Here is a 24,715-nt window from a genome sequence, read left to right as displayed (position 1 = left end):
CGGGGCGTAGAGAACTCCATGATCTTGGAAGGCCGTGCCTGCTTCACATCCGGGCGGCCAGCCCGCCACAGACCGTCACCAACCGGACGATCCGCCACTTTGCCGGAGCCTTGAGCCAGCACCACTTGCAAAGGACTTCATCCCGACACGCTGACTTGACAGACATCCCATGAGCTGGCGTGTCAAACAGCAAGTTCGTGGGGCGTGACCGGGCAATGGATTGTCCCGTCCCGTAGCTGCCGATCGCTAAACCGGCGATCGTTCCCGTGAATCGAGCGAGGCCCGTCGCCTGCGGTCTTCGGGCCGGGTCGTGGCCTGTCGGAGCCTTCGCCTAAAGTGCAGCCTCTGACAGGTTGACGGACAGAGAGGGGTCGGGCGGTGACCAAGGCATGGGACCGGCTGCGGGCGATCATGGGGGAGCCGGTGTACACCCCGGCGCGGGTGCCGTGGGAGCTGGCACCAACCGAACTCGGGGTCCAGCTACCGTCGGACTACCGAGCGTTCGTCGACCTGTACGGCGCGGTGAACCTGAACGGCGAGTGGGGCGTGCGGTCACCGACGGACCACTCCCACGTTGCCGGCTCGCCGGGCGGCCTGGCGAGATGGCGCTTCCATACCGACACCGAATTCCGGGTGCAGGTCGAGGGCGAGGACGAGTTCTGGAACCGGGAGCACACCCCTGTGTTCCCGGAGCCGGGCGGACTGCTGCCCTGGGGCATGAACAGCAACCACGTCTACTGCTGCTGGCTGACCACCGACCCGGACCCCGACCAGTGGCCGGTGGCAGTCTTCTGCGACTTCGACGGCGTCGACGACGGTGAGCTCGACCACTTCGACGGCGGCTTCGCGGAGTTCGTGGCGACCGTGCTCACCGGCGGCTACGCCCATGAGGACGAGTTGCTGGTGCGCCCGGACCCGGAAGAGTGGGGACCACAACCGGCCCGACCGCTCTGGACGCCGGCCTACGACTGGACCGGCAAGGACTGGGGCGCGGAGTGGGGCATCACCTGGTACCAACCCACCGGGTCGACGGAAATGCCCTGGATCAAAGAGCGATGATGCGGCGACCTGGGGCCCACGAGGGACCGCGCCACCCACGAACTGGACTGTCAAGCGGCGAGTGCATGGGCCCGGTGGGACCAAGCTGTCGCCTCGTCGTACGGTGTGCCGGTTTTCAGGCAGCCGTGCAGGATGCCGACGAGCCGGTTGGCGAGCTGGCGTAGGGCGGCGTTGAATTCGATGCCGCGGGCCCGTTGCTTCTCGTAGTAGGCCCTGGCGCCAGGAGAAACCCGCAGCGCAGAGAAGGCTTGGGCGATCAGCGCGTCGATGAGCCGGTCGTTGCGCACGTGCCGGGCCGTCACGACCTTCTTCTTCCCCGAGGCGCGGGTGATCGGGCTGGTGCCAGCGTAATTCTTGCGGGCCTTGGCGCTGGCGTAACGGTGAGGGTCGTCGCCGAATTCTGCGAGCACCCGGGCACTCAGCATCGGTCCCAGTCCGGGCTGGGACCGGATGATCTCGGCTTTCGGGTGCCGGCCGAAGAAGTCCTCGACCTGCTCATGCAGGAACTTGACCTGCTCATTCAAGGTGACCAGCATCGCGATGAGCGCGCACACGGAGACGGCGTAGGCAGCCGTCACAGCGTCGGGCTGGCCCAGGTGCTTAGCGCGCAGTACGGCTTGGATCTTGGTGACCTTGTCGGGGATGCCGCGTCGGCGGGCGCGCTTGAGGGCCGCGCTTATCTGCGTGGCCGTCAGCTTCGCAGCGACGGCCGGATCGGGTGCCTTGGCCAGCAGTTCCAGGGTGTCGGAGGCGTCCAGGTCGTCGAACGCCTCCAGGGCGGCGGGGAAGTAGTCGAGCAGGGCGTGCCGCAGCCGCTGTGTGGTGCGGGTACGTTCCCAGATCAAGGTCTTATGGGCACGCGTCACAACCTTGACCGCTTCCGCGTTGGCGGTGTCCCCGGCGATCGGGCGGAACTGGTGAGAGTCGGTGCGCACCATGTCAGCGAGCATGTGCGCGTCGGCCGCGTCGCTCTTAGCCCCCGACACCGCCAGGCGCTCCCGGTACCGGGAGGCCTGCAGCGGATTGACCGCGTACACCGTGTAGCCGGCGGCGATCAGCGCCTGCACCCACGGGCCCCGATCGGTCTCGATCCCGATCACGACCTCGGCCTTGCTGTCTTCGCCGAGCTCCGCACCGATCATCGCGTGCAACCGTTCGATTCCCGCGACGCCCTCCGGCAACCGAGCCTTGGACAGCCGACGGCCCGCGGCGTCCATCAACTCGATGTCGTGGTGGTCTTGGGCCCAGTCGTCCCCAACGAACAGCAACTCGTCCTCCGTCATCGACCTCGATAGGCAGTAGCCCGCAGGAGAACCATCAGCGACCTAATAAGGCTGTGCTCACGCCGCAACCGGGCGGGCACGACATCCCATCAGCGATTTCGCTCCTGGCCGACCGACAGGGGCACGATCTGTCAACAGGACTCGAAGTCCAGGGAAGAAACAGTGCTCACCCGCCGACGGCTACCGGGCACCGAGTCTTCCGGATGGAGCCTCGGTAGGACCTATTAGGGAAGGCCATCGCGATGGTTCGCCCACCCAGCAGCGCAACGGTTCCCAATGATGGTGTCAAGCCTGAGAAGTGACTTCTCGTGACGGCATCGCTGTGACCGAGCGTTTGGCGAGCTGAGCCCCGGCGGTCGAGGGAGGTGCGCTGGTCGAGACGGGTGTCACTTGGTCGCAGTATCCGGCGCCGCCCGATTGCGACCGGCGGCTGAAACGAGTGGACACCCCGGCCTCGTACCGCTGGGGCGCCTGCGGCCGGTACGCGGTCGACGCTCCGCCTCCGTGCTCAGCCGTCCAGGCGGCGCTTGCTGAGCCAGGCGACCATCTCGGGGTCGTGATGGTCGAAGAACAGCGTGGTACCGGTGTCGAGGGCGGCTACCGCGGCCATCTGGTCGGCGGTGAGTTCGAAGTCGAAGACGTCGATGTTCTGCGCCATCCGGTCGGGGTTGACCGACTTGGGGATGGTCACGATGTCGCGCTGGATCAGCCAGCGGAGCACGACCTGGGCCACGGACTTGCCGTGGGCCTTGCCGATCTCGCTGAGGGCGGGGTGGGTGAACAGGTCGTTCTTGCCTTCGGCGAAGCCGCCCCAGGACTGGTGCTGGACGCCGTGCTCGCGCATGAGGGCGTGGTCGGTGGTGCGCTGGAAGAACGGGTGGGTCTCGATCTGGTTGACCTGCGGGACGATCTCGTTGTTGAAGATCAGGTCCAGGAGGCGGTCGGGGTGGAAGTTGGCGACGCCGATCGCCCTGGCCAGGCCCTCGCGGTTGGCGGCCTCCATCGCGCGCCACTGGCCGTAGACGTCACCGAAGGGCTGGTGCATCAGGTAGAGGTCGACGTGGTCCAGGCCGAGCTTGGTCAAGGAGGTCTCGATGGCGCGGCGGGTGTTGTCCTGGGCGGGGGCGTCCTGGACCCAGAGCTTGGTGGTGATGAACAGGTCCTGGCGGGGGATGCCGCTGTTCTTGACGGCCTGGCCGACGGCTTCCTCGTTGCCGTAGGCGGCTGCGGTGTCCAGCAGCCGGTAGCCGGCGGCCAGGGCGTCGGTGACGGCCTGCTCGGTCTGCTCGGCCGGGATCTGGTAGACGCCGAAGCCGAGGATCGGCATCCGGACGCCGTTGTTCAAAGTGACGTGCTGCACGGTGTTCTCCATATCGTTCGGGAGGCTGTGCCCCTCCCGGTCGGGGTCTTCCGGCGCCGTTCCCAGAGTGACCCCCCCCGGCGCCCGGCAGCCCTGGGGCGAGTCGCGATCTGCTGCGCGAGCAGCGTCGGCACAGTGCTGTGCACACAGGGCTGCATGTCCTCCAGCGAACACCACCCGCCGCGTCCGCAGGGCATGGAAGGAGACCCTGACGAGGTCCCCCATGCCTCCGCCGTGTGCGGTGCCCGGCCGTAGGGTCGGGGTATGGACCGACGCAGCGAGATCCGCGACTTCCTCACCACCCGCCGCGCCCGCGTCACCCCCGAGCAGGCCGGCCTCACCCTCTCCCCGCTCGCCGGCGCCCGCCGCGTCCCCGGCCTGCGCCGTGAGGAAGTCGCCCAGCTCGCCGGCGTCAGCGTCCCGTACTACACCCGGCTGGAGCGCGGCGACGCCCGCGGTGCCACCGACGCGGTCCTGGACGCCATCGCCCGCGCACTGCTGCTCGACGACGCCGAACGCGCTCACCTCTTCGACCTGGTGCGCGCCGCCAACGCCGTCGGCGCGGCCACCGGCACCCCGCCCCGGCCTACCCGGCAGCCCGTCCGTGCGGGGCTGCGGAACCTGGTGGAGTCCATCGGCGGCGTTCCCGCCTACATCCGCAACGGCCGCCTGGACCTGCTCGCCGGAAACACCCTGGCCCGTGCCCTGTTCGCCCCGGTCTTCGACAGCCCGGCCCGCCCCGCCAACTCCGCCCGCTTCACCTTCCTCGACCCCGCCGCCCCCGAGTTCTACCCCGACTGGAACGCCGTCGCCGACCAGAACGTGGCCACCCTGCGTGCTGAGGTCGGCCGCAACCCCTATGACAAGGCCCTGTCCGATCTGGTCGGCGAGCTGTCCACCCGCGGCGACACCTTCCGCCAACGCTGGGCCCGGCACGACGTCCACCACCACCGCGCCGGCGCGAAGCGCATCAACCACCCCCTCGTCGGCGAACTCACCTTCACCTACGAGACCACCCAGCTCACCACCGACGACGGGCTGTACCTGATCCTGTGCGGCGTCCCGCCCGGCAGCCGCGACGCCGACGCCCTCAACCTCCTCGCCAGCTGGAACACTCCCCACCCGACACCCATCACACCTAACGCCGGCCTCCCCAGCAGCGATGACGGGTAGAACGACCAGTGGAGGCAGGTCACAAGCGCGGCGACCAAATGACGGGGCCCGAAGCACGCCGTCTGGGCCCCGATCGACCGCCAGCTGAAGCGCTCAATCACGCCGCTGCGGCCGTCATGCGCTCGGAGGCTGCCTGGAAAGTGCGGTGGCCGCGTATGAGAGCCCAGAGCACGTTGAGGCGACGCCTGACGAGTGCAAGGACTGCCTGCTCGTGGGACTTTCCCTCCGCGCGCTTCCGCTGGTAGAAGGCCCTGGACTCGGGGCAGTGAATGGCAGCGGCCTGGGCCGAGAGTTAGCACATTCGCAGCAGGCGCCGGCTGTAGCGCCTGGCCGACGCAGATTTCCGCCGATCTTGCCGGAGTCGCGAGGGACAGGGGCGAGCCCTGCGGCCCCGGCAAGGCGGTCGGCACTTCCGAAGGCGTTCACGTCGCCGCCAGTGGCGGCGATGAACTCGGCGCCGAGGAGGTTGCCGATCCCGGGCATGCTGGTGATCACCTCGGCGTCGGGTGCTCGCGGAACCTGGTCTCGATCATGGCGTCCAGTTCTGCGATCTCCTCGGGGGCCGTTACCTCCCTGGCCAGGGCATGGACCATCCGCGCGAAGGTCTTCTCTGCGGCGACGGCCGTGTGTTGAGCCTCAGCGGCGGTCACCGGGGCGTCGGCGGCGATTCTGGCGCAGTCGGCGCGGACTCCGCGGTTGTTCAGCCAGGTGGCCGGCCTCCCGCGGCCGACCCGTCTCAGCGCAGCAAGGCGAACCTCCCGCCACAACGGCCAGTCGTCTTTCGTGAGAACTCGCAGCCGCACCATGCCGACGAGTCTGCCGCAACGCCCGCAGAGAAGTCCTCGTCGACAAAAATATGTAGGCCGGTCTATTGTTTTCCGCATGGGAGTCAAGGGCGAGGAGACGCGCTCCCGGCTGATCGCCGGCACGCGCGCACTGATCGAGGCAAAGGGCTACTTCGGCACGGGCCTGAACCAGATAGTGGCCGAGAGTGGCGCCCCCCGCGGCTCGCTCTACTTCCACTTCCCCGAGGGCAAGGACCAGTTGGTCGCCGCCGCGCTCATCCAGGCCGGCCAGGAGATCGAGGAGCAGCTCAAGGCCCTGGTCGGCGAGGGCCTCGACACCGTGGCCATCGCCCGCCGACTCGCAGGCCTGTTCAGCGACCGCATGGAGGAGTCCGGCTACACCAAGGGCTGCCCCATCGCGACCGTCGCCCTCGAGGTGTCCGGCGGCAACGAGGCGCTGCGCCTCACCTGTGTCGAGGTGTACGGGAGTTGGCAGCGCATCCTCACCGACCGCCTGGTGACGGAGGGCCACAGCCCGGCCTCGGCCGAGGTCGCCTCGGGACAGCTGCTCGCCCTCCTGGAGGGCGCGGTGCTGGTCGCCCGGGTGCAGCGCAGCCGCGCACCGCTGGACGACGCCCAGCACGCCGTGAAACACCTGCTCGCCGCCAAGTGAGGCGCGCAGCCCGGGGCTGACGCGGGTCAGCCGCGCCAGACCCACGCCTCGCCTCGCGACTCGCCAGGCTCGACCCAGCACACGCAGACACCCTCGGCCAAAAAATATGTAGACCGGTCTACTGACTCAAAATATGTAGACCGGTCCACTTAGATCCCCCCTCACCGACACCTCTCACCCCATGCGGTCGAAAAATATACAGACCGGTCTACATAAAGGAGCGCCTCAGGTGCCCAACACCCAACCCCAACCTCGCACCCTCATCCTCGGCGCCACCGGCTTCCTCGGCCGCTGGCTGACGCTTGAGCTCCTCCACCGAGGCGAGCCCGTGGCCGCCGCCGTCCGGGGCGGCCGCGACAGCGCCGGGGATCGCGAGCTGCGCCAGTGGCTTCGCGGGCACGGCGCCAACAACGGCACCCTCACCACCGTCGCCACCGACATCACCCGCCCCGGGCTCGGGCTCTCGGCCGCGGACGACGCCCGGCTCGGCGCCGTCCGCGACATCCACAACCTCGCCGCGCTGTACCGGTTCGGACTCGGGCGCGCCGAGGCGGAGGCGGCCAACGTCGACGGCGCCCTGCACGCGCTGCACTGGGCGGCGAGCCGACCGGGCCTACGGCGGCTGGTACACCTGTCCGGCTACCGGGTCGGCCGGGACGCCTCCCCGCGCCACCCGCTGCCCGCCGCCGAGACCGACGCGCTCTACGCCCGGCTCGGCGCCTACGAGGCCTCCAAGCAACTGGGCGACGCGGCCGTCCGAGTGAGCGCCCACCGGCTCGGGGTACCGCTCACCACGGTGAACCCCAGCAGCGTGATCGGACACTCGGTGACCGGGGAGGCCGGACAGTACATCGGTCCGGCCGAGCTGGTGCGCCAGTTGTGGCGCGGCCGGCTGCCCGCACTGCCGGGCACCGCGCGTACGTTCCTGCCGGTGGTGGCGGTCGACTACCTGGCCGGGTTCCTCGCCGCCGTACCGGAGTTCGACCAGGGGCCAGCTCACGCCCACGCCGTGCTCGACCCCGCCACCCCCCACCTGCCGGACCTGATCGCCCTACTCGCCGAGCACCTCGGGGTGCCCGCGCCGCGACGGCTGGTCCCGGTCGGCCTCGTGCGGCGGCTGCCGCGCGCGCTGACCGGAGCGGACCCGGAGACGCTCTCCTTCCTCTCCGAGGACACCTACTCCACCGCCTCCGCCGACCACCTGGCCGCGGCCGCCGGGCTCGTCCACCCACCCGTGGCGGACCTGCTGCGACGCTGGTCCACCCGATTGGTGGCCGACCGCTTCGGCGCAGGCCCGCCCCCGACCGGCGCACACCCGAACACCGCCGCCCGAACGACCCCGGCCCCGGCCCCAGCCCCAGCCCGGGCAACCCCGGCCACCCCTCGGACCACCCCCACCACCCCCCACCCCGGCGACTTCACCACCATCGCGGGCAGCCGGACCTACCTCACCGGCGAGCGGTACTCCCCCGGATACGTGCTGCTGCACGGCCCGGGCGAGGACGCGGACGCGTGGCACCCGGCGGCGGAGCGCCTGGACGCGCCCGCACTGCTCGCCGATCTGCCCGGACTCGCCCGCTCCTCCCCCGCCGCCATGGCGCCCGGCCACTGGCTCGCCGAGCTGCTGGCGCAACTCCGTTCGCGACCCGTCCTGGTGGGGCACGCAGCGGGCGCCGCCCCAGTGCTGCGGTATGCGGCCGCACACCCGGGGCAGGTGGCCGGCCTCGTCCTGATAGCGCCGCCGTTCCTCCAGCCCCGAACCCGGACCGCCAGTCCACCGCTCGCGGCCGCAACCGCAACCGACCGGGACCAGGCACACCGCCCCGGCGCCGACCGACGCGCCGCGCAGTGGATCCGCCACGCCCGGCGCCCCGCTGAACGGGCTGCGCTGGTCGGCCTGTTGCACACCTGTCCGGTGCCCGTCCTACTGGTGGTCGGCGAGTCGGACGGCCCGCTGGAGCATCCCGGCAGCCTAACCGTCCCCGGCGACGGACGCCATCTGCGCCTCCTCCACCCCGAGGAACTCGCTCAGACCATCACCGAGTTCGGCCGCACCCTCGACCGCTGAAAGGCGAGGATGCTCCACCGCACGCCCGAACGGTTGTGCAGGTCAAGGCGTTCGGTGCGGTGGAGCACGTCGAGGCCGCGCTCCCGGGCGAGTTCGACCGTCTCGTCCGCCGAGACGTCGAACATCCGCCGCCCGGTCGGCACCGGCCCGTGCCGCAGGGAGATGAACACCCGGCCGGTCGGGGCGAGCAGGCCGGCGAGGGCGTCCATCGCCAGCGGCCGCTCCTCCTCGGCGAGGTGCATCCAGACGGCGGTGAGCAGGATCAGGTCGAACCGCTCACCGCCTGCCCCGAGTGACGCCGGCGCCGGCAAGGCGTCGTCCACCCACCGGATGTCCCGGTCGGCGTGGAGGCGCTGCCCTATCCGGCGCAGTTCCGCGGTGGGTTCGGCGGCGACGACCCGGTGGCCGAGCGCGGCCAGCGCCGCCGCGTCCCGGCCGGTGCCGGCGCCGATGTCGAGGACCGCTCCCGGCTCCCCGGGGAGCAGGTGCAACACCTCCCGATGGACCTCCTCGAACGTCACGCCCTCGTACTGCACGGCGAGTTCATCGGCCGCCTCGCCGTAACCGGCGTTGCTCGCAAGGTGGTTCACTCGTCCTCCGGTGGGTGCGGGAGCGGCCGCGGGGTCAGTGCCCCCCGGCCACGGTCAGAACGATCTTCCCCCGGTTTTCGCGCCGCTCCAACTGCCGGTGGGCGTCGGCCGCGTGCTCCAGCGGGAAGACCGACTCGACCGGGACGCGGTAGGCCCCGGCGGCGACCCGGTCGGCGATCTCCCGCAGGTCGGCGCGCGGGTCGTAGCCGTGGTCCAGCAGGTTGGTGATCTGGAAGCCGTGGATGGAGGCGTTCTTGGGGTAGAAGTGCCGGGTGTCGATGGTGCTCGGCTCCAGCGCGACGTTGGCGAGCGCGACGACCCGCCCGGCCTGGCCGACCTGGCGCAGGCTCTGCCCGAACACCCGCCCACCCACGGTGTCCAGCACCACCTCGGCGCCGCGCCCGCCGGTGAGTCGGAGGACTTCGTCCACCGCGGCGTCGTCCGGGTGGGCCGAGGTGTCGACGGAGGCGTAGGCGCCGAGGCCCGCGGCCCAGGCGGCCTTCTCGGCCGAGCTCGCGACCGCGATGACCCGCGCCCCTGCGTCCGCCGCGATCTGCACCGCCGCGCTGCCGACCCCGCTCGCCGCGGCCTGCACCACCACGGTCTCGCCCTGCGCGAGGCGCGCGAGGCGCCGCAGGCAGTACCAGGCGGTGAACCAGGCCGAGGGCAGCGCGGCGGCGTCCAGCAGGTCTACGCCGTCGGGCAGGACGGCCACCCGTTCGGCGGGCACCACCGCCAGTTCCGCATAGAAGCCGGAGCCGCCCGCACCCATGGCCGTCACGCGCTGCCCGACACTCAGCCCGGTGACGCCCTCGCCCACCGCCGCCACCGTTCCGGCCGCCTCGATGCCGAGGATCAGCGGGGGGCGCCTGGCCCGGTGGTAGGAGCCCGAACGGGTCAGCGCATCCGCCCGGTTGACGCCCGCCGCGGCCACCCGCACCAGCACCTCGCCGGGCCCGGGCACCGGGTCGGGAACCTCCCTCGGGACGAGCACCTCAGGGCCGCCGAACTCCTCGATCCGTACTGCGCGCATGCTCGCGCACCCACCTTTCGCGATGTCACCGGTTCAACAGGTGTCACCATGCGACACCGGATCAACTGGTGTCAAGAGGGCCGACGGGCGTAAGGTCGTGCCATGCCCCGCAGCACTCCCGAGGTCGCGACGACCACCACCGACCCGCAGTCGACGTTTCCGCTCATCGGCGGACGCCCCTGCCTGAACTTCGTCGCCACCCTCGGCCGACGCCACGGCACCCCGCTTGAGCGCCTGCCCGACACCGACGCCCTGACCCGCTGGCTCACCGAGGCCCACCTCGTCCCGGCGGCCGGCGACACAAAGGCCGCCACCGACGCCCCGCCCCCCACCACCCCCACCACCCTCACCACCACAACCCGCGCCACGACCGGTGAACTGACCGACGCGCGATCACTGCGCGAGGCGGTGTACCGGCTGCTGCGCGCGGCGATGGACGGTCAACAGCCCCTGCCGGAGGATGTCGCCCAGGTCAACAAGGTGGCGGCAGATCCCGACCTGGCCCCCCAACTCGCCATCACCACAAGCGAGTCAGCCAGTCTTGAGCTCACCTGGCGAGCCACGAACGGCGTCCGGGCCGCCCTCTCGGCGGTCGCACGCGACGCCGCACTACTGGTCGGCGGACCGCTGCTCGACCGCGTCAAGGAGTGCGAGAACCCCAACTGCTCGCTGCTCTTCCTCGACGACTCCCAGGCCCGCCGCCGCCGCTGGTGCTCCATGGACCGCTGCGGCAACCTCGCCAAGGTCACCGGCTACCGAACCCGCAAACGCGCCTGACCCCGCGCCGGCTCTCAGCCTCAGCCACAGCCGTCCAGAGACGGCGGCACGAAGCGGTTGCGCCACAGCCAACCGATCCGGCCCACGCCGCCACCCCCTCGCGGGCACCCTCGATCCCGATCTTCCACAACTCCTCGCCCTCTGCCCTGAGTTCCCGAAGTCAGCCGCGCCGGGCGGAGGCCCCTGTGGGCCAGATCACAGTTGAGGTTGACCTTGGGGCAGGGTGGAGGCTTCTCGCATCGGCAGGACGCCGACCGGTACACAGCGATGCGAAGGAGTCACCAGCATGTCCACCAAGGCTTCCGTCCAGGGGCAGGACCGTCCGGAGCTGCAGAAGGCGATCAATGAGTTGGCCGGGTCCGGCTTCCTCGGGGTCCAACTCCGGGTGAACGACGAGCGGGGAGAGTGGGTCGGCGGCGCCGGGGTCCGTGAGCTGGGTCAGGGCGTTGAGGCGCTGACGAATGGTCACTTCCGCATCGGCAGCAGCACCAAGAGCTTCGTCGCCACCTCGGTGCTCCTGCTGGTGGCCGAGGGCAGGATCGGCCTGGACGTCCCGGCCGCCGACTACCTGCCCGAGTTCGGGCTCGACCGGCGGATCACGGTGCGGATGCTGCTGCAGCACACCAGCGGGATCTTCAACCACACCGGCGAGCTCTACGAGGACGGGACGATCGTGCGGGGGGTCCCCTGGCAGGGCAAGGAGTGGGTGGACAACCGCTTCAGGACCTACCCGCCCGAGGAGCTGGTGCGGCTGTCGTTGTCCAAGCCGGCCCGGTTCGCACCGGGTACCGGCTGGAGCTACGCCAACACCAACTACGTGCTGGCCCGCCTGGTGATCGAGAAGGTCACCGGCCGACCGTTCGCCGAGGAGTTGCAGCGGCTGGTCCTGGGGCCGCTGGGGATGACCGGCACCGTGGCACCGGGCACCTCGCCGGAGGTCCCCGAGCCGCACAACCACGGCTACTACCGCTACGACGACGCCGGGCAGGAGCGGACCATCGACGTCACCCGGCAGAACCCGTCCTGGGTGGGGGCCGGTGGGGACATGATCTCGACCACCCGGGACCTGCACACGTACTTCTCCGCGCTGATGGGCGGCAGGCTCCTGCCGGCCGGGCTGCTGGCCGAGATGCGCACACCGGAGGCGACGGTCGGCTACGGCCTGGGGGTGTTCGCCCAGGAGACGCCGGGCGGCACCGTCTTCCACCACAACGGCGCCACCATGGGCTCGGCGGCACTGATGTACAGCAGCCCCGACGGCAGCAGGACCTTGACCGCCGGGATGACCTGGGTCGACGACGCCGACCTGTCGATAGCGCCGGCCTTCCAGACCGCCCAGCAGCGCTTCCTCGACGAGGTGTTCTGCGGCAGGCTGGGCGGATGAGTAACGGGGTCACGATCGGGCAGGCGGCGGCGTTCGTCGGCGTCACGGTGAAGACGGTGCGGCACTACCACAAGCTCGGCCTGGTGGCGGAGCCGGAACGGGACGGCTCCGGCTACCGGCGCTACGGCTCCGAGGAGCTCCTGCAGCTGGTACAGGTACGGACGTTGGCCGCCGCGGGCGTGCCGCTGGCCGAGATCGGGCCGATGCTCGACGCCGACGCCGCCCGGTTCGGCACCGCGCTCACCGAGGTCGAGCGGCAGCTCACCGAGCGCATCGACGAGCTGGCCGCCCGCCGCGACATGCTGCACCGACTCGCCGACGGCGACCGGGCCCTGCTGCCGGACCGCGCCTGCGCAATCCTGGACCGGATGCCCGGCCTCGGCTTCGGCCCCGACTACGTGGCCGCGCAACGCGAGGCCCTGGTACTGGCCCGGGCCCTGGTACCAGAGGGCTTCGACGGCTTCCTGGCCCAGCTCGAACACGGGCTGGACGACCCCGAGTACATCGACCTGACCAGGCGCGGCCAGGAGGCCGAGACCTGGGAACCGGACGACCCGAGGGTCGAGGAACTCGCCACCGCCATGGCCGATCGCTACCTCGCAAACCCCGCACTCCTGGGGAGCCCCGCCAGCCGACAGGCATGGGCCAAGGCCTCCGCCCAGTACAAACTGATCAACAACCACCGCGACGACCAGGCCCCGGTCTCAGCCCGACTCACCGCACTCACCGAGGCCAAACTCCGCGCGGCGGGCGTCCCCACCCCCCACCGATGACGAAGCCCTCGTGACACCGAAGCCGGGTGCCGCCGGCCCGCGGGCCGCCGCCCACGGACGCGCGAGACCCTGAGCAATCGGCTCTTCTCGCAGGCGGCGGCACCCGGCGGTCGATGCGGCTGGACGGGTGCAGTTCGGCACCCGACTGCGGCGGCCTCCGCCTGGAGCGGCGCGCCGCCGGGTTACATGGGCCTGCGTCTCGGCGCGGGGCGTGCCGGTGTCCTTGGCGGCCCCGGACCCGACGAACGAAAGAGCACCATGGCAGAGCGTGACCCTCAACACCCCACCGGCCGCAGACCTCTGCTGCGCGGCCTCGCCGCTGCCGCGTTCGCAGCCGTCATGCTGGCGGCCTCCGCGGGATCCGGACACGGGACCGGCGCGGCCGCTCTGGCGCCGGGCACCCAGTTCACGCCGTTGACGGCGGCGGTGATGACCGAACCCACGCCGTTCGACGCCACGGACGGCAGGACGCACCTCTCGTACGAACTACTCACCACGAGCGCACTGTCCACCAGCACGCAGGTGCGGCTCGACCGGCTCGACGTCCAGGACGCCCGGACCCACCAGGTCATCGGCTCGCTGAGCGGGCAGGCGCTGGCCGAGGCCGCCAATCCGGTGGGCGACCCCCTGCCGGGCGCGGACGCCTACACCCCGCCGCCCCCGGCGCCGACGCCGACCGTCATCCAGGGCTCCCAGCAGTGGATCATCTGGATCGACCTGATCCTCGACCCCGGTCAGCCGGCGCCCGAGGAGCTCGAACACCACCTCTCGGGTGCCGTCCTGACCCCCTCCGGCCCCTCCCCGTTCGAGGAGACGGTGCAGACCACCCCGACCGGCCGCACCGCACCGTTGAACCTGGCCCCGCCGGTCCGCCCCGGCGCCTGGTACGCCAGCGAGTCGTGCTGCGGCAACACCCACCACCGGCGCGGCCTCGGCCCGATCAACGGCCGGTTCTACGTGCCGCAGCGCTTCGCGATCGACTGGTACCGGGTCGGCGAGCAGGGGCAGACCTGGGAGGGCGACCCCGCCCAGCTCACCAGCTACCTGAGTTACCGCCAGCCGGTCGTGGCCGCGGCCGGCGGCAGGGTGGTGGAGGTCCAGGACGGCGTCCCGGACAACCCGCCGCCCGTCACGCCGCCCGTCCCGCCGATCGAGGACACGGTCGGCAACCACGTCACCTTGGAGGTCGCGCCCGGCCGCTATCTGCTCTACGCCCACTTGGAGCCCGGCACGCTCAACGTCCGGGAGGGCGACTGCGTCGAACCCGGCCAGCTCCTCGGGCTGATCGGCAACAGCGGCAACTCCACCACGCCGCACCTGCACTTCCAGGTGACGACCACGGCCGAGTTCTTCCCGACCGACAGCCCGCCGTTCACCTTCCAGGAGTTCCGCGTCGTCGGACACGTCGAACCCCGGCTCTGGGACGACAACCTGGGCCTGCAGCCGACGGGCGTCCTGCCGATCACGCCCTCGCCGTACGATGGCCCGCACCGCGCGCGGTATCCGCTCGACCGCGAGGTGCTGGAGTTCTGACCGTAAGTCCCGACCGTACGCCGGTCGGGCGGCCTCACTCCGCCCTGGAGTTCCGGCGTCGTCGAAGGGCACGCCAACCGGATCAGGATGATCAAGCGCCGGATGTACGGCCGGCTGGCCGCCGGCTGATGAGGAAGCGAGTCCTGCTCGCAGGATGAGCTCTGGTGCCGTGCGAAATCGCCGACACCCCACCTCGCGGTGTTCACCCACCTCACCCCGCGCGGCGTCCTGGATGGAGCCCACACCACCGGGCGGCCGCCGCGCCCAAAGCGGGTGCGGCGGCCGTGGGTGGGGTCGGGATGTGGGGTTCGGGTCAGTCGGCCCGGAGCAGGTCGGGCAGTTCACCGGTGTCGATGATGTGGGCCCGTGCGGGGAGGACGTGGCGGAGCAGGGCGTGGTGGGCCTCCGGGGCCGGGTCTGCGATGCCGTCGGACAGGACGTAGAGCCGGTAGTCGCGGTCGGCCGCGTCGAGGACGGTGGACAGGACGGCGCCGCTGGTGCTGACGCCGCAGACGACCAGAGAGGTGATGCCGCGTTCGCGCAGCCGCTGGTCGAGGTCGGTGGTGGACATCCCGCTGTGGCGGGTCTTGCGCACGGTGATGTCGCCGTCCCGGGGGGCCAGGCGCTCGTGGACGGCAGCGGCGGGATCCTCGTGGTGCAGGACACGGTGCTGGGCGAGCGGGCCGAAGGACCTGTTGGCGGCCGGGATCGCGTCCCAGTCGGCCTCGGTGAATCCGACTCGTACGTAGGCGACGGTGCCGCCCACCGCCCGGACGTCGGCGATGGCTCCGGCTGTCCGGTCGAGCAGGGCCTCGCGGTCCACGTCTGCGGGGAGGGCGGCCAGGATCGCGGGCTGGCAGTCCAGGACGAGAAGAGCGGTGTGCGCGGGGCCGAGTGCGGGGGCGGCGCTCATACGGGTGTCCTCCTTGTTGATGGTGTGCCCGATCTTGATGGTGCTGTGCCCGATCGGGTCGGACGCGCGCACTGGCGCACCCGCCTGCCGGCTCCGGGGCGGACTGTCACGGTGTGTCATGCGCGGCTGAGCGACGACTCGGGCCGCGGCGTCCGGTCCTGGCGGGGAAGCAGGAGCGGGGTGGCCAGGATGAGCAGTCCCGCCGCCGTGATGGCGGTGCGCGGGCTGGTGACGCCGGCGAGCAGCCCGCCGAGCGCGGTACAGAGGGCGATGGACGCCTGCTGGCCGATCGACCAGGCCGTCAGGGTGCGGGCGACGAGGTGCTTGGGCGTGCGTTCGAGCCGGTAGGCGGCGAGCACCGGGGTGTACAGGCTCATGTTGACGATGATCGCCAGCTCGACGGCCATCACGGTGACGAGGCCGACGACGCCTGGGCGGACGAGGACCAGGCCGATCAGCCAGACCGCTCGCAGGGTGCCGACGGTCCGGAAGACCAGGTGCCGGCCGTAGCGGGCCACGACGCGGTGGGCCAGCCGGGAGCCGACGAGTCCGCCGAGGCATGGGGCGGCGAAGGCGAGGGCGTACTGCCAGGGCGGGAAGCCGAGCTGGCGCAGCAGGAGCACGGCGAGCAGCGGCTCGGTGGCCATGATCAGGCCGGAGACGAGCATGTTGTTGAGGTAGAGCGCCCGCAGAGCGGCATCGCCCATGATGTGCCGCCACCCGTCGAGCAGTCCGCGCGCCCGGACGGGGCTCCTCTCGCCTGCCTGCGGCGCCTCCTCCCGGCCGCGGATGGCGGTGAGGCCCAGCGCGGAGAGCAGGTAGCTGAGCGCGTCGGCCACCACGGTGGCGACCGGCCCGAACAGGGCGATCGCCGCCCCGCCCAGCGGTGGTCCGACCGCGATGGAGCTCCAGTTCGTGGACTCGAACCGCGCGTTGGCGATGATCAGGTCCTCCGGCCGGACGAGGGCCTTGAGGTAGGCGCCGGAGGCCGCGCCGAACGCGATCCTGGCCGCGGCGACCACGGCCGAGACCACGAGCAGCTGGGCGAAACCGAGCCGGCCGAACGCGTACGCGACCGGGATCGTCGCCATGGCCGCGAATCGGGCCAGGTCCATCGCGATCATGACCGGGCGCTTGCGCCGGAACTCCACCCACGGCGCGAACGGCACCGCGATCAGCGCGCCCACCGCCGGCCCCACCGCGGACAACGTGGACACCTCCGCGGGGCCGGCCCGCAACACCAGCACGGCGACCAGCGGCAGTGCCCCGAACCCCAACCCGGACCCGTACGCACTCACCGCGTACGCCGCCCACAGCCAGCCGAACCGTCGGCCCAACGCTCTTCTGCCCATCATGCTCAGCGCGCCCCTCGACATCCCACCCGGACAAACCCTCGTTGACCGGTGAGAGCCAAGCGGGCAGCACAACCGCACGTCAAACAACCGTCCTACCGTGTCTCCACAACCAGGAGTTGTTCACTAAGGTGGGTCGGCATGGACCTCGAAGCCGTACGCACGTTCGCCGCCGTCGCGGAAGCGGGCCAGTTCCAGAAGGCCGCGGCCGACCTGTCGATCACCCAGCAGGCCGTCTCCAAACGCATCGCCGCGCTGGAGCGCGACCTCGGTGTACGGCTGTTCACCCGCACGCCGCGCGGAGCCGAGCTCACCATCGACGGGCAGGCGTTCCTGCCGCACGCACGCGATCTGCTGCGCGCCGCCGAGCGCGCGGTCGCGTCCGTCCGGGCCGGCCGCCGTCCCCTGCGCGTCGACGTGATCAACTCGCGCGGCGCGGCGTCGGGCCTGATGCGCGGATTCCACCACGCGCACCCCGAGATCGAACTCGACGTGCTGATGCTGCTCGACATCGAGACGGCCGTCGACTCCATCCGGTCGGGTGCGATCGACGCGTCCTTCCGGGCCGTCGCGGCGCCCGGCCGGCCCCTTCCCGAGGACATCGAGTCCGTCCGGGTGCTCGACGAACCGCTTCAGCTGCTCACCGGCCCCGCCCACGCGCTGGCCGCCGCCCGCTCGGTGACCCTCGCCCGGCTCGCCGGGCACCGGATCTGGATGCCCGGCCTCCTCCCCGGCACCGAGTGGACCGCCTACTACGACGACCTCGTCGCCGAGTTCGGCCTCACCATCGAGGCGACCGGGCCCAACTTCGGCTCGGACGCCCTCCTCGACACCATCGCCGACACCCCGGCCCTGGCCACCTTCATGAGCGAGCACACCCGCCTTGTCTGGCCCACCGGCCACGGCCTGCGCCGCATACCGGTGACCGACCCGTCCCCCGTCTACCCGCACTCCCTGCTCTGGCACCGCGACAACCCCCACCCGGCGCTGGCCACCCTCCGCGCCCACCTCGCCGCCACGGCGGCCGGCCACGACGCCGCCGGGACGTGGGTGCCGGGCTGGGTGATTCCGCGCTGAACGCCGGGCCCTGCCCTGGCGCTCACACCTCCAAGATCACCTCACGGCTGGTTCGTAGGCTCCCGGCCGGACCGGGGTCACGCCTCGCCCGGATGCCAGGCGGGCCACTCCCAGGGCCGGTCGGTCCAGTGGACCCGGACGGGGTCGCGCGGGTCCAGGTCGGGGAAGAGCTGGTGGATCCGGGGTTCCAGCTCCTCCGGGGCCAGGGGCTCCCAACCGTGGCCCTCGAAGTGGACCAGCCGGTACCGGCTGTCGGTGCGGAACTCGGCGATGTCGACCAGGGGCTCTGCCGTGCTGTTGGTTTCCATTCCCCCAGCATGTGACGCCCCTCCTGGCTCCGCACGCGGGCCGTGGCAGGCAGCGGACGGAGACGCCCGCACGGCGTACCGACCGGCCGACGGCGATGCGCCGGAACCCTCTTACGGGTCATGTCCCGGCGTCGGCCAGCTCGTTGAGCACGGCGACGGGTTCGGCGGCAGGAGGACAACGGCATGGACGGGCAACCCTCGGGCGCACGGCCGAGCGGCGGACAGCCGAGCGGCGGACAGCCAGGCACCGGACGACCGGATAGCGGACGCCCACACGGCGGACCGCCGAACCCCGGCCGGTCGACCGCCACACCGTGGCAGTGGCCGCAGCAGACCTGGCAGCCGCCCCTGCCTCCGGCCGGAGCGACCGGCGCGCCGCCCCCGGCCCCCGCGGCGCCGCCTTCCGGGGCCAAGCTGCCCCCGTACCTTCCACCGTCCGCGGCCGGAGCGGCCGCCGCACCCGCCAGGCGGCGCCGCTCGCGCCGGGTGGCGGTGGCCGCCGCGATCGGGACGGCGGTGGTCCTGGCCTCCGTCCTGGTGACGTGCGGGCCGGGGTCGAAGCCGGAGCTGTCCGGGCTGACGGCCCTGCCGGAGTCCTCGCCGTCCCCGACCGCCCCGGGCCTGCTGCCCGCCCCGCCACCCCTTCGGGTGACGCCCGCCCCGTCGCCGGAGGCTCCCCCGACAGTCGCCGACGCCGTGGCGTCCGCGCCCGTACCTCCGGACGGCGGGCCGGCCGAGCCGCCGGAGGCCGGGACCGCCGGGACCGAGACCGCCGGCGCCGACCCGGGTGCGGCCGCCGGAGCCACCCCCACCCGGCCGAAACCCGGCCGGACGGCCCGCCCGCTGCCCGCTCGAACCACCGCCCCCGCCGCCCCGGGCACACCCGCCAGAACGCCGGCGCCCGCACCCGCGCCGCCGCCGGCCCCGCCACCCGGCGCGGCCCCCGGCGGTCCCGCGGCGGCGACCGCCCTACCGGGCTCGATCTGCGACCAGGCGGAACACTTCGGCCGCTGGTCGGCCGGTTCCGAACAGGCCCGCCTCTGCCACAGCATCTACGGCTGACCCCGAAACCCCAGGCCCCAGGCCCCATAGCCTCAAAGCCCCCCCGGCCCCAAAACCCCAGGCCCAAGAAGACTCAGGCCCCACACACAAACGCGGGGGCCCGCCCCCGGTGCATCACCGGACGCGGGCCCCCGCCACCGAAACGCGCAGCCGCGCGCCGCTCATCCCTCCGGCAGCAGCCCCAGGTCCAGACGGGGCACCAGCACCTGGGCCACCGTGTTGGTGATGTGCCCGGTGTCGCGGTACAGCACCACCCCCTCCAGGACCGCCGGGCAGTCCGGTCCGGTCCCCGGGCACAGCAGCGGGCCCAGGTCGAGCACCCGGACGCCGTACCGCGCGGCGAGCCCGCCGTCGATCAGCGGGTCCGGCTCGAAGGCCGACTCCCGCGGGAAGAAGCAGGCGTCGGACCGGCCGTCCGAGGCGGCCAGGCAGGTCGGGATGTCCTTGCCGGGCATCGGCGTGTCGCCCAGATAGGCGAGCGGCGCGCCGACGGCGGAGAGCCGGTCCAGCGTCCGGGTCCAGCCGTCGGCCCGCTCCCCCTGGGCGCCGTACCGGTTGAGGCCCGCCATCAGGATCAGACGCGGCCGGGGGCCGGTGGCCAGCCGGGTCAGGGTGTTCTCGCGCCAGTGGTCGCACTCGTCGAAGGTGCGGCCGAGGACGTTGTTGCGCACGGTCAGCGTGGCCAGCGGGCAGCCGGGCTTGACCAGTACCTCCAGGGCCCAGTTCCGCCGCTCGGCCATGCCCAGCGCGCCCGAGATCCACTGGCCGGCGTGCGAGTCGCCGATCAGGACGATCCGGTCGGGGCTGGCCTCGTTGCCGAACAGGCAGCGCGGGCTGTTCTCGGCGCCGAGCGGGATCTCGCAGCCCTTGCCGGGCGGGAAGTCCTCCCGGGCACGGGCCAGCGAGGGCGTCAGGGTGAGCACCCGCGTGCCGGGGGCCAGCAGGGCCGGGCCGTCCGCCGCGCCGACCGGGACGCTGACGGGTGCGTCGGCGCTGCCGAGGGCGCGGACCGTGCCGCCGCCGAGGGTCAGCCCGGCGATCAGCGGGATGACCAGGGCGCTGGCGCCGACCGCGAGGCCCCGGCGCGGGGCGGGGCTGCTGCCGTAGCGCAGCGGCTGTTCGACCAGCCGCATGGTGAGCCAGGCCGGCAGGGCGCTGGCCGCGGTGAGCGCGACCAGGGTCGTCCACGGCAGGCTGCCGTACCGGGCCTGGGCGATCGTCAGGACCGGCCAGTGCCACAGGTACCAGGCGTACGAGAGGCGGCCGGCCGCGCGCAGCGGGCGGGTGTCGAGCAGCCGGCCGACGTCGGTGCGGCCGAGCGCGCGGTGCACGGGGCCGGCCAGCAGGACGGCGGCGGTGCCGAGGACGGGGAGCAGGGCGGCGCTGCCGGGGAAGGGCGTGTTGCGGTCGTAGTGGAAGACGGCGACCAGTACGGCCGTCGCGCCGGCCCAGCCGACCAGGCGCAGCGCCCAGCCGGTGGCCCGGCCCGCGCCGCCCGCGTGGGGCAGCCATCCGGCCAGCGCCGAGCCGAGCAGGGCGGCGCAGGCTCCGGCGGCGAACTCCCAGAGCCGACTGGCGGTGGAGAAGTAGCCGAGCGGCGCGGAGCCGGCCGTCCAGCGCACGCACAGCAGCAGCGAGACGCCGCCGATGGCGACGGTGGCGAGCGAGATCGCCGCGGTGCGGTGGCGCCCGCGCAGGTAGCGGGCGAGGCCGAGCAGCAGCACGCCCCAGAGCAGGTAGAACTGGTTCTCCACGCCGAGCGACCAGAAGTGCTGCAGGGGGCTCGGGTCGCGTTCGGCGGCGAGGTAGTCGGTCTGCTGGCCGACGAACCGCCAGTTGGCGAACTGGCCGGCGGCGGCGATCAGGTCGCGGGCGAGGTCGGTGCCGCGCAGCGGGTCGAGCAGTGCGCCGCCGGCGGCGGCGGTGGCGACCAGGACGACGGCGGCGGCGGGCAGGATGCGGCGGGCCCGGCGGGCGGCGAAGTCCCACAGGCCGATGGGCCGGCCGATCAGCACGCCGGTGATCAGGAACCCGGAGATGACGAAGAAGACGTCGACGCCGACGTAGCCGCCGGTGAAGGCAGGGACGGCGGCGTGGAAGGCGAGGACGGACAGCACGGCGACGCCGCGCAGGCCCTCGATGTCGGGGCGGAAGGACGCCCGCTTGCGCGGCTCCTCGGTGGCGGTCTCCAGGGCGGCGCCCTGAGCGGGCGCCAACGCGGCGCCCTGAGCGGTCACCAGGGTCGCACCCGAAGCGGGCAGGGCTTCGGCGGGCGCCCGGTCGGCGCGGACCGCCGGCGAGACGAGCGCGCCGGAAACGAGGTCCCCGGCGACGAGGTCCCCGACGGCGAGGCCCGTGGCGACCGGCTCACCGGTCGGCGGCAGCGCGGCAGTCGGTGACAGCGCGGCGGTCGGGGGTGTGGCGGCGCCTGACGTCGAGGCGCTGGGTGGTTCGGCCGTTGACACGGCGGAGCTCCTTGCAGGGGGCTGGCAGCGGTGGTGGGGCCGCCGGGCCGATGGGGCGGCCGGGCGGCGGAGTCCGCGCCGGTGGGGCGACGCGCAAGGAAGGCAGGACGAGCAGGGGCCCGGGCGGCCGGCAGGGGTCGGGCAGCCGCACGGGGGCCGGCTCAACCGGCGGCCGGTCCGGCCGTCCCGGTCGGCTCGTGGCCGTCCGTCAGAACATCAGCGGGTCCGCCCACCCGGAGGCGAGCACACCGCAGAGGAGGAGCACGGCGGTGACCGCGACCGCCTCCGCGTGACCGAAGCGCAGGTCGGAGCCGCGCCGGACGGGCGGGGACACGTCGGGGACGGCGACGGTGGCGCCGTTGCCACCGCGCAGCAGCGGCCACAGGGACCGGATGAGCGGGATCATGGTGTAGGCGGTCAGCGAGAGCAGGGCCGTCAGCGCCCAGTACGGCTGCCAGCCGTGCAGCGCGATGGCGCGGACGAGCCCGGCGACACCGGCGAGGATGACGAGTCCGAGCCAGCCGACCCCGATCCGGGCGACCGTCCGGCCCAGCGAACTCCCGCCGGAGACCGCACCGGTGGGCACCCAGTCGGCACTTCGGCGGCGCACCGCGTGCGCGATGGCGACCACATGGCAGAGTCCGCCCAGGAGTTGGACCCGGGTGACCTCGAACCGCCAGCGGGTGCGGGACATTGCGGGCAGCAGCACGAGGGCGACCCAGATCGGCGGCAGGAAGGGCAGGACCTGCCAGGGCTCGATCTCCTCGGGTGCGAAGAACAGCATGATCAGCGCCGGCAGCGGGATGGCGAAGACGTTCACCGCGCTGGTGAGGTAGCCGAGGATGCCGTTCCAGAAGCAGAGCCGGGCCGAGCGGGAGAGCGGGCCGCGCCGGAAGCCCGGGTCGCTCACCAGGGCGAGCGAGCCGAGGCACCAGCGGTACTGCTGGCTGATGAAGGCGGGCAGTCCGGTGGGGGACATGCCCTTGGCGACCAGCGCGGGCACGTACCGGGTGGTCCACCCGGCGCGGGCCAGCGAGAGGCCGGTGTAGAGGTCCTCGCTGTGGTCGATCTCCGCGAAGCCGCCGACCCGCTCCAGGGCCGCCCGCCGGTAGAGGGCGTTGGTCCCGCAGCAGACGGTGCCGTCCTGGGCGTCCCGGGAGGGCTGGATCCAGCGGTAGAAGATCTCCTGCGTCGCGCCGGCGGCCCGCTCCAGCCAGGACATGTCCGGGTCGGTGTCGAAGCACTGCGGGCTCTGCACGATGCCGACCTCGGGGTTGTCGAGGTAGGGCACCAGGTGGTGCAGGAAGTCGGGGCGCGGGCAGAAGTCGGCGTCCAGGACGGCGATGATGTCGCCGTTGCCCTCGGCCAGGCCGTGGTTGAGGTTGCCGGCCTTCTTGAACCGGCCCCGGTCGGGGCGGGCGCGGTACTGGAAGCCGTAGGACTCGGCGAGTTCGCGCACCTCGGGTCGGGCGGCGTCGTCGAGGACGATGACGGTCAGCGCGCCGGGCCAGCGGACGGCGACCGAGTGGCGGTAGGCGTTGTCGAGGACGGCGAGCGGCTCGCCGGCGGTCGGCAGCAGCAGGTCCACGCCGGGGTACCGGGCGGGCCGCCAGGCGCGCAGCAGCAGGTCGTGCGAGTCGCGGGTGAAGCGGCGGACGCGCTGGCCGTCGGTGATGGAGAGCAGCCAGGTGACGGCGTTGAGCACGGTCATCACCAGGAAGGGCCAGAGCAGCGGCCGGCTGAGCGCGAACAGGCCGAGCGTCGCGGTGGCGCCGGCGTAGGAGAGGGTGGCGCAGAGCAGGACCCAGCGGCGCTGCGGGCCGAAGTACCAGTAGAGCTCCTGGTCGTCGGGCGGGCTGGGCAGTCGGAGGGACGCGTCGACGGGTATCCGGCGTGGACCGGTGTCGACTGCGGGCATGGCGGTGCCATGGAGTACGGGCATGCGGAGATAGCCCCCCTGGGCTTGGACGGAACGTGGCCGTTCGCGTCCCAGCCTCTCACATTGGCCTAGACCAATCGTTAACGAGGTATGACATCTTCGCATTGCCGCAGGTCAGGACTTTGACGAAGCGTCATACTCGAGCGCTTGTGGAGGGGTCCGCGAGCGCCGCACGGAAGACCCGCCGGGCCCGGCTGCCCGGCGGGGCGAGGCAGACGAACACGTGTCGGCCCTCCTCGGGCAGGGCGAGCACGGTGTACTCCAGCACCTCGGCGTCCAACTCGGGGTGGCGGACGTGCAGTCGGCCCTGCCGGGGCGGACCGGCCCGGTGGCGGTCCCAGAGCGCCGCGAACGCCGGGCTCTGCGCGGACAGCCGCCGCACCAGGACTTCCAGCGCCCGGTCACCGGGTCGGTCCGCGTGGTGCGCGCGCAGGCCCGCCACCAGGTCGGCGCCGATCGAACCCTCCAACTCCCGGTTGGCGGGCGTCTCGTCCCCGTACGGGCAGCAGAACACCTGCCAGAGCAGGTTCCGTTCGTGCGGCGGGCGCTGCTCGGGCCAGGCCATCAGCAGGCCGGCCGGGCGGTTCCAGGCGAGCAGGTCGAAGCTGGGACCGGTGACGAACGCCGGTGCGGCGTCCAGGGTTTCCAGCAGGGCCAGGGTGGCCGCGGAGAGTACGGGCGCCTCCTCGGCGGGCGTCACCGGCCCGGCCGCCGTCCGCTGCCTCTGGTGCTCCGCCAGCCGGTGCAGATAGGCCCGTTCGGGGGCGGCCAGGTTCAGCGCTCCGGCGATGCCGTCCAGCACCTGACCGGTGGGCACACGCTGGCGGCCCTGCTCCAACCGTGCGTAGTAGTCCGCCGAGATGCCCGCCCGGACGGCCACCTCCTCCCGGCGCAGGCCGGGGGTGCGGCGGCGGCCCACAGCGGACAGGCCCGCCTCGGCGGGCGCGAGGCGACGGCGGCGGGCGCGCAGGAACGCACCCAGCGGGGTCTCGGACATGCGCCCACGCTGCCACAACCGCGCGCCCGCAACCAGGACCTGGCAGTCCCAGGCTGGGGCGGCCGCGGAAGGACCGGCCGCTGGTACACCGCCCCCACGGGCGGCAGGCTC

22 protein-coding genes are annotated in these 24,715 nt (G+C 72.5%); 10 read left to right on the top strand and 12 right to left on the bottom strand.

The genetic code is table 11. The features are described 5' to 3' along the window. The first annotated feature begins 378 nt into the window (after window positions 1–378). On the top strand, window positions 379–1,059 hold the full coding sequence (locus tag ACGFZP_RS16440; protein WP_392932941.1) for an SMI1/KNR4 family protein: 681 nt from the start codon (window positions 379–381) through the stop codon (window positions 1,057–1,059). A gap of 50 nt (window positions 1,060–1,109) precedes the next feature. On the opposite strand, the gene ACGFZP_RS16435 is transcribed toward ACGFZP_RS16440, so the two are convergent. Continuing rightward, window positions 1,110–2,327 carry an IS110 family transposase gene (locus ACGFZP_RS16435; RefSeq protein ID WP_392933490.1) on the bottom strand — a complete coding sequence of 406 codons (1,218 nt, stop codon included), beginning with the start codon at window positions 2,325–2,327 and terminating at the stop codon, window positions 1,110–1,112. A 523-nt stretch (window positions 2,328–2,850) separates the two neighbouring features. Further along, on the bottom strand, window positions 2,851–3,702 hold the full coding sequence (locus ACGFZP_RS16430; protein ID WP_392932938.1) for an aldo/keto reductase: 852 nt from the start codon (window positions 3,700–3,702) through the stop codon (window positions 2,851–2,853). A gap of 264 nt (window positions 3,703–3,966) precedes the next feature. On the opposite strand from ACGFZP_RS16430, the gene ACGFZP_RS16425 reads away from it, so the two are divergent. Next, window positions 3,967–4,875, top strand: a complete 909-nt coding sequence (locus tag ACGFZP_RS16425; RefSeq protein ID WP_392932936.1) for a helix-turn-helix transcriptional regulator — start codon at window positions 3,967–3,969, stop codon at window positions 4,873–4,875. A gap of 114 nt (window positions 4,876–4,989) precedes the next feature. On the opposite strand, the gene ACGFZP_RS16420 is transcribed toward ACGFZP_RS16425, so the two are convergent. Both ACGFZP_RS16420 and ACGFZP_RS16415 read right to left on the bottom strand, forming a co-directional pair. Then, on the bottom strand, window positions 4,990–5,358 hold the full coding sequence (locus ACGFZP_RS16420) for a transposase (protein WP_392933487.1): 369 nt from the start codon (window positions 5,356–5,358) through the stop codon (window positions 4,990–4,992). 8 nt (window positions 5,359–5,366) lie between these two features. After that, window positions 5,367–5,681, bottom strand: coding sequence for a hypothetical protein (locus tag ACGFZP_RS16415; RefSeq protein WP_392932933.1), 315 nt, complete (start codon window positions 5,679–5,681; stop codon window positions 5,367–5,369). A gap of 76 nt (window positions 5,682–5,757) precedes the next feature. Between ACGFZP_RS16415 and ACGFZP_RS16410 the strand changes: the two genes are divergently transcribed. Beyond that, complete coding sequence (locus ACGFZP_RS16410) at window positions 5,758–6,333, top strand: TetR/AcrR family transcriptional regulator (protein ID WP_392932931.1); 576 nt, start codon at window positions 5,758–5,760, stop codon at window positions 6,331–6,333. Between the two features lie 229 nt (window positions 6,334–6,562). Next, window positions 6,563–8,401 (top strand): alpha/beta fold hydrolase, encoded by a 1,839-nt coding sequence (locus ACGFZP_RS16405; protein WP_392932928.1) that lies wholly within the window; start codon window positions 6,563–6,565, stop codon window positions 8,399–8,401. Here ACGFZP_RS16405 and ACGFZP_RS16400 read toward each other — a convergent pair. Further along, entirely contained in the window at window positions 8,362–8,991 is a 630-nt protein-coding gene (locus ACGFZP_RS16400) for a class I SAM-dependent methyltransferase (protein WP_392932925.1), read from the bottom strand. The genes ACGFZP_RS16405 and ACGFZP_RS16400 overlap by 40 nt on opposite strands. 34 nt (window positions 8,992–9,025) lie before the next feature. Continuing rightward, window positions 9,026–10,024, bottom strand: coding sequence for a zinc-binding alcohol dehydrogenase family protein (locus ACGFZP_RS16395; protein WP_392932924.1), 999 nt, complete (start codon window positions 10,022–10,024; stop codon window positions 9,026–9,028). A gap of 102 nt (window positions 10,025–10,126) precedes the next feature. On the opposite strand from ACGFZP_RS16395, the gene ACGFZP_RS16390 reads away from it, so the two are divergent. From ACGFZP_RS16390 to ACGFZP_RS16375, 4 genes are all read left to right on the top strand, one after another. After that, window positions 10,127–10,801 carry a CGNR zinc finger domain-containing protein gene (locus ACGFZP_RS16390; protein ID WP_392932922.1) on the top strand — a complete coding sequence of 225 codons (675 nt, stop codon included), beginning with the start codon at window positions 10,127–10,129 and terminating at the stop codon, window positions 10,799–10,801. Window positions 10,802–11,087: 286 nt separating this feature from the next. After that, window positions 11,088–12,185 (top strand): serine hydrolase domain-containing protein, encoded by a 1,098-nt coding sequence (locus ACGFZP_RS16385; protein WP_392932919.1) that lies wholly within the window; start codon window positions 11,088–11,090, stop codon window positions 12,183–12,185. Continuing rightward, window positions 12,182–12,958: a MerR family transcriptional regulator gene (locus tag ACGFZP_RS16380; RefSeq protein WP_392932916.1), complete on the top strand. Its 777-nt coding sequence runs from the start codon at window positions 12,182–12,184 to the stop codon at window positions 12,956–12,958. The genes ACGFZP_RS16385 and ACGFZP_RS16380 overlap by 4 nt, the downstream gene beginning before the upstream one ends. Before the next feature lie 258 nt (window positions 12,959–13,216). Further along, complete coding sequence (locus ACGFZP_RS16375) at window positions 13,217–14,491, top strand: M23 family metallopeptidase (protein WP_392932913.1); 1,275 nt, start codon at window positions 13,217–13,219, stop codon at window positions 14,489–14,491. A 313-nt stretch (window positions 14,492–14,804) separates the two neighbouring features. Here ACGFZP_RS16375 and ACGFZP_RS16370 read toward each other — a convergent pair whose 3' ends face one another. Both ACGFZP_RS16370 and ACGFZP_RS16365 read right to left on the bottom strand, forming a co-directional pair. Beyond that, the gene (locus ACGFZP_RS16370) at window positions 14,805–15,476 is read right to left on the bottom strand and encodes a cysteine hydrolase family protein (RefSeq protein ID WP_392932910.1); all 672 of its coding nucleotides are present in this window, start codon (window positions 15,474–15,476) and stop codon (window positions 14,805–14,807) included. A 44-nt stretch (window positions 15,477–15,520) separates the two neighbouring features. Beyond that, on the bottom strand, window positions 15,521–16,759 hold the full coding sequence (locus tag ACGFZP_RS16365; protein ID WP_392932907.1) for an MFS transporter: 1,239 nt from the start codon (window positions 16,757–16,759) through the stop codon (window positions 15,521–15,523). Between the two features lie 138 nt (window positions 16,760–16,897). On the opposite strand from ACGFZP_RS16365, the gene ACGFZP_RS16360 reads away from it, so the two are divergent. Continuing rightward, a complete protein-coding gene (locus ACGFZP_RS16360) occupies window positions 16,898–17,833 on the top strand; it encodes a LysR family transcriptional regulator (RefSeq protein ID WP_392932904.1) in 936 nt (311 codons plus the stop codon). Between the two features lie 77 nt (window positions 17,834–17,910). Here the strand turns inward: ACGFZP_RS16360 and ACGFZP_RS16355 are convergent, their stop codons facing one another. Continuing rightward, window positions 17,911–18,141, bottom strand: coding sequence for a hypothetical protein (locus ACGFZP_RS16355; protein ID WP_392932901.1), 231 nt, complete (start codon window positions 18,139–18,141; stop codon window positions 17,911–17,913). Window positions 18,142–18,633: 492 nt separating this feature from the next. On the opposite strand from ACGFZP_RS16355, the gene ACGFZP_RS16350 reads away from it, so the two are divergent. Beyond that, window positions 18,634–19,203, top strand: a complete 570-nt coding sequence (locus ACGFZP_RS16350; protein ID WP_392932899.1) for a hypothetical protein — start codon at window positions 18,634–18,636, stop codon at window positions 19,201–19,203. A 161-nt stretch (window positions 19,204–19,364) separates the two neighbouring features. On the opposite strand, the gene ACGFZP_RS16345 is transcribed toward ACGFZP_RS16350, so the two are convergent. The 3 genes from ACGFZP_RS16345 to ACGFZP_RS16335 all read right to left on the bottom strand — a co-directional run bounded on the left by ACGFZP_RS16345 (window position 19,365) and on the right by ACGFZP_RS16335 (window position 24,604). Then, window positions 19,365–21,668, bottom strand: a complete 2,304-nt coding sequence (locus ACGFZP_RS16345) for an SGNH hydrolase domain-containing protein (RefSeq protein WP_392932896.1) — start codon at window positions 21,666–21,668, stop codon at window positions 19,365–19,367. Between the two features lie 208 nt (window positions 21,669–21,876). Continuing rightward, window positions 21,877–23,586: a glycosyltransferase family 2 protein gene (locus tag ACGFZP_RS16340; RefSeq protein WP_392932893.1), complete on the bottom strand. Its 1,710-nt coding sequence runs from the start codon at window positions 23,584–23,586 to the stop codon at window positions 21,877–21,879. Window positions 23,587–23,740: 154 nt separating this feature from the next. After that, a complete protein-coding gene (locus ACGFZP_RS16335) occupies window positions 23,741–24,604 on the bottom strand; it encodes a helix-turn-helix domain-containing protein (protein ID WP_392932890.1) in 864 nt (287 codons plus the stop codon). Window positions 24,605–24,715: the final 111 nt, after the last annotated feature.

The sequence above is a fragment of the Kitasatospora sp. NPDC048239 genome (genome assembly GCF_043202015.1).
In the GTDB taxonomy this organism is placed as follows: domain Bacteria; phylum Actinomycetota; class Actinomycetes; order Streptomycetales; family Streptomycetaceae; genus Kitasatospora.
The sequence above is the reverse complement of the archived record's forward strand: the minus strand, read 5'-3'. Positions and strand labels throughout refer to the sequence as shown.

What these genes read in the sequence shown, in the direction of transcription:
- ACGFZP_RS16425 (WP_392932936.1), top strand. Translation starts at nt 3,967, where the DNA reads ATGGACCGACGCAGCGAGATCCGCGACTTCCTCACCACCCGCCGCGCC.
- ACGFZP_RS16420 (WP_392933487.1), bottom strand. Translation starts at nt 5,358, where the DNA reads ATGCCCGGGATCGGCAACCTCCTCGGCGCCGAGTTCATCGCCGCCACT.
- ACGFZP_RS16415 (WP_392932933.1), bottom strand. Translation starts at nt 5,681, where the DNA reads ATGGTGCGGCTGCGAGTTCTCACGAAAGACGACTGGCCGTTGTGGCGG.
- ACGFZP_RS16410 (WP_392932931.1), top strand. Translation starts at nt 5,758, where the DNA reads ATGGGAGTCAAGGGCGAGGAGACGCGCTCCCGGCTGATCGCCGGCACG.
- ACGFZP_RS16395 (WP_392932924.1), bottom strand. Translation starts at nt 10,024, where the DNA reads ATGCGCGCAGTACGGATCGAGGAGTTCGGCGGCCCTGAGGTGCTCGTC.
- ACGFZP_RS16390 (WP_392932922.1), top strand. Translation starts at nt 10,127, where the DNA reads ATGCCCCGCAGCACTCCCGAGGTCGCGACGACCACCACCGACCCGCAG.
- ACGFZP_RS16385 (WP_392932919.1), top strand. Translation starts at nt 11,088, where the DNA reads ATGTCCACCAAGGCTTCCGTCCAGGGGCAGGACCGTCCGGAGCTGCAG.
- ACGFZP_RS16380 (WP_392932916.1), top strand. Translation starts at nt 12,182, where the DNA reads ATGAGTAACGGGGTCACGATCGGGCAGGCGGCGGCGTTCGTCGGCGTC.
- ACGFZP_RS16375 (WP_392932913.1), top strand. Translation starts at nt 13,217, where the DNA reads ATGGCAGAGCGTGACCCTCAACACCCCACCGGCCGCAGACCTCTGCTG.
- ACGFZP_RS16365 (WP_392932907.1), bottom strand. Translation starts at nt 16,759, where the DNA reads ATGATGGGCAGAAGAGCGTTGGGCCGACGGTTCGGCTGGCTGTGGGCG.
- ACGFZP_RS16360 (WP_392932904.1), top strand. Translation starts at nt 16,898, where the DNA reads ATGGACCTCGAAGCCGTACGCACGTTCGCCGCCGTCGCGGAAGCGGGC.
- ACGFZP_RS16355 (WP_392932901.1), bottom strand. Translation starts at nt 18,141, where the DNA reads ATGGAAACCAACAGCACGGCAGAGCCCCTGGTCGACATCGCCGAGTTC.
- ACGFZP_RS16340 (WP_392932893.1), bottom strand. Translation starts at nt 23,586, where the DNA reads ATGCCCGCAGTCGACACCGGTCCACGCCGGATACCCGTCGACGCGTCC.
- ACGFZP_RS16335 (WP_392932890.1), bottom strand. Translation starts at nt 24,604, where the DNA reads ATGTCCGAGACCCCGCTGGGTGCGTTCCTGCGCGCCCGCCGCCGTCGC.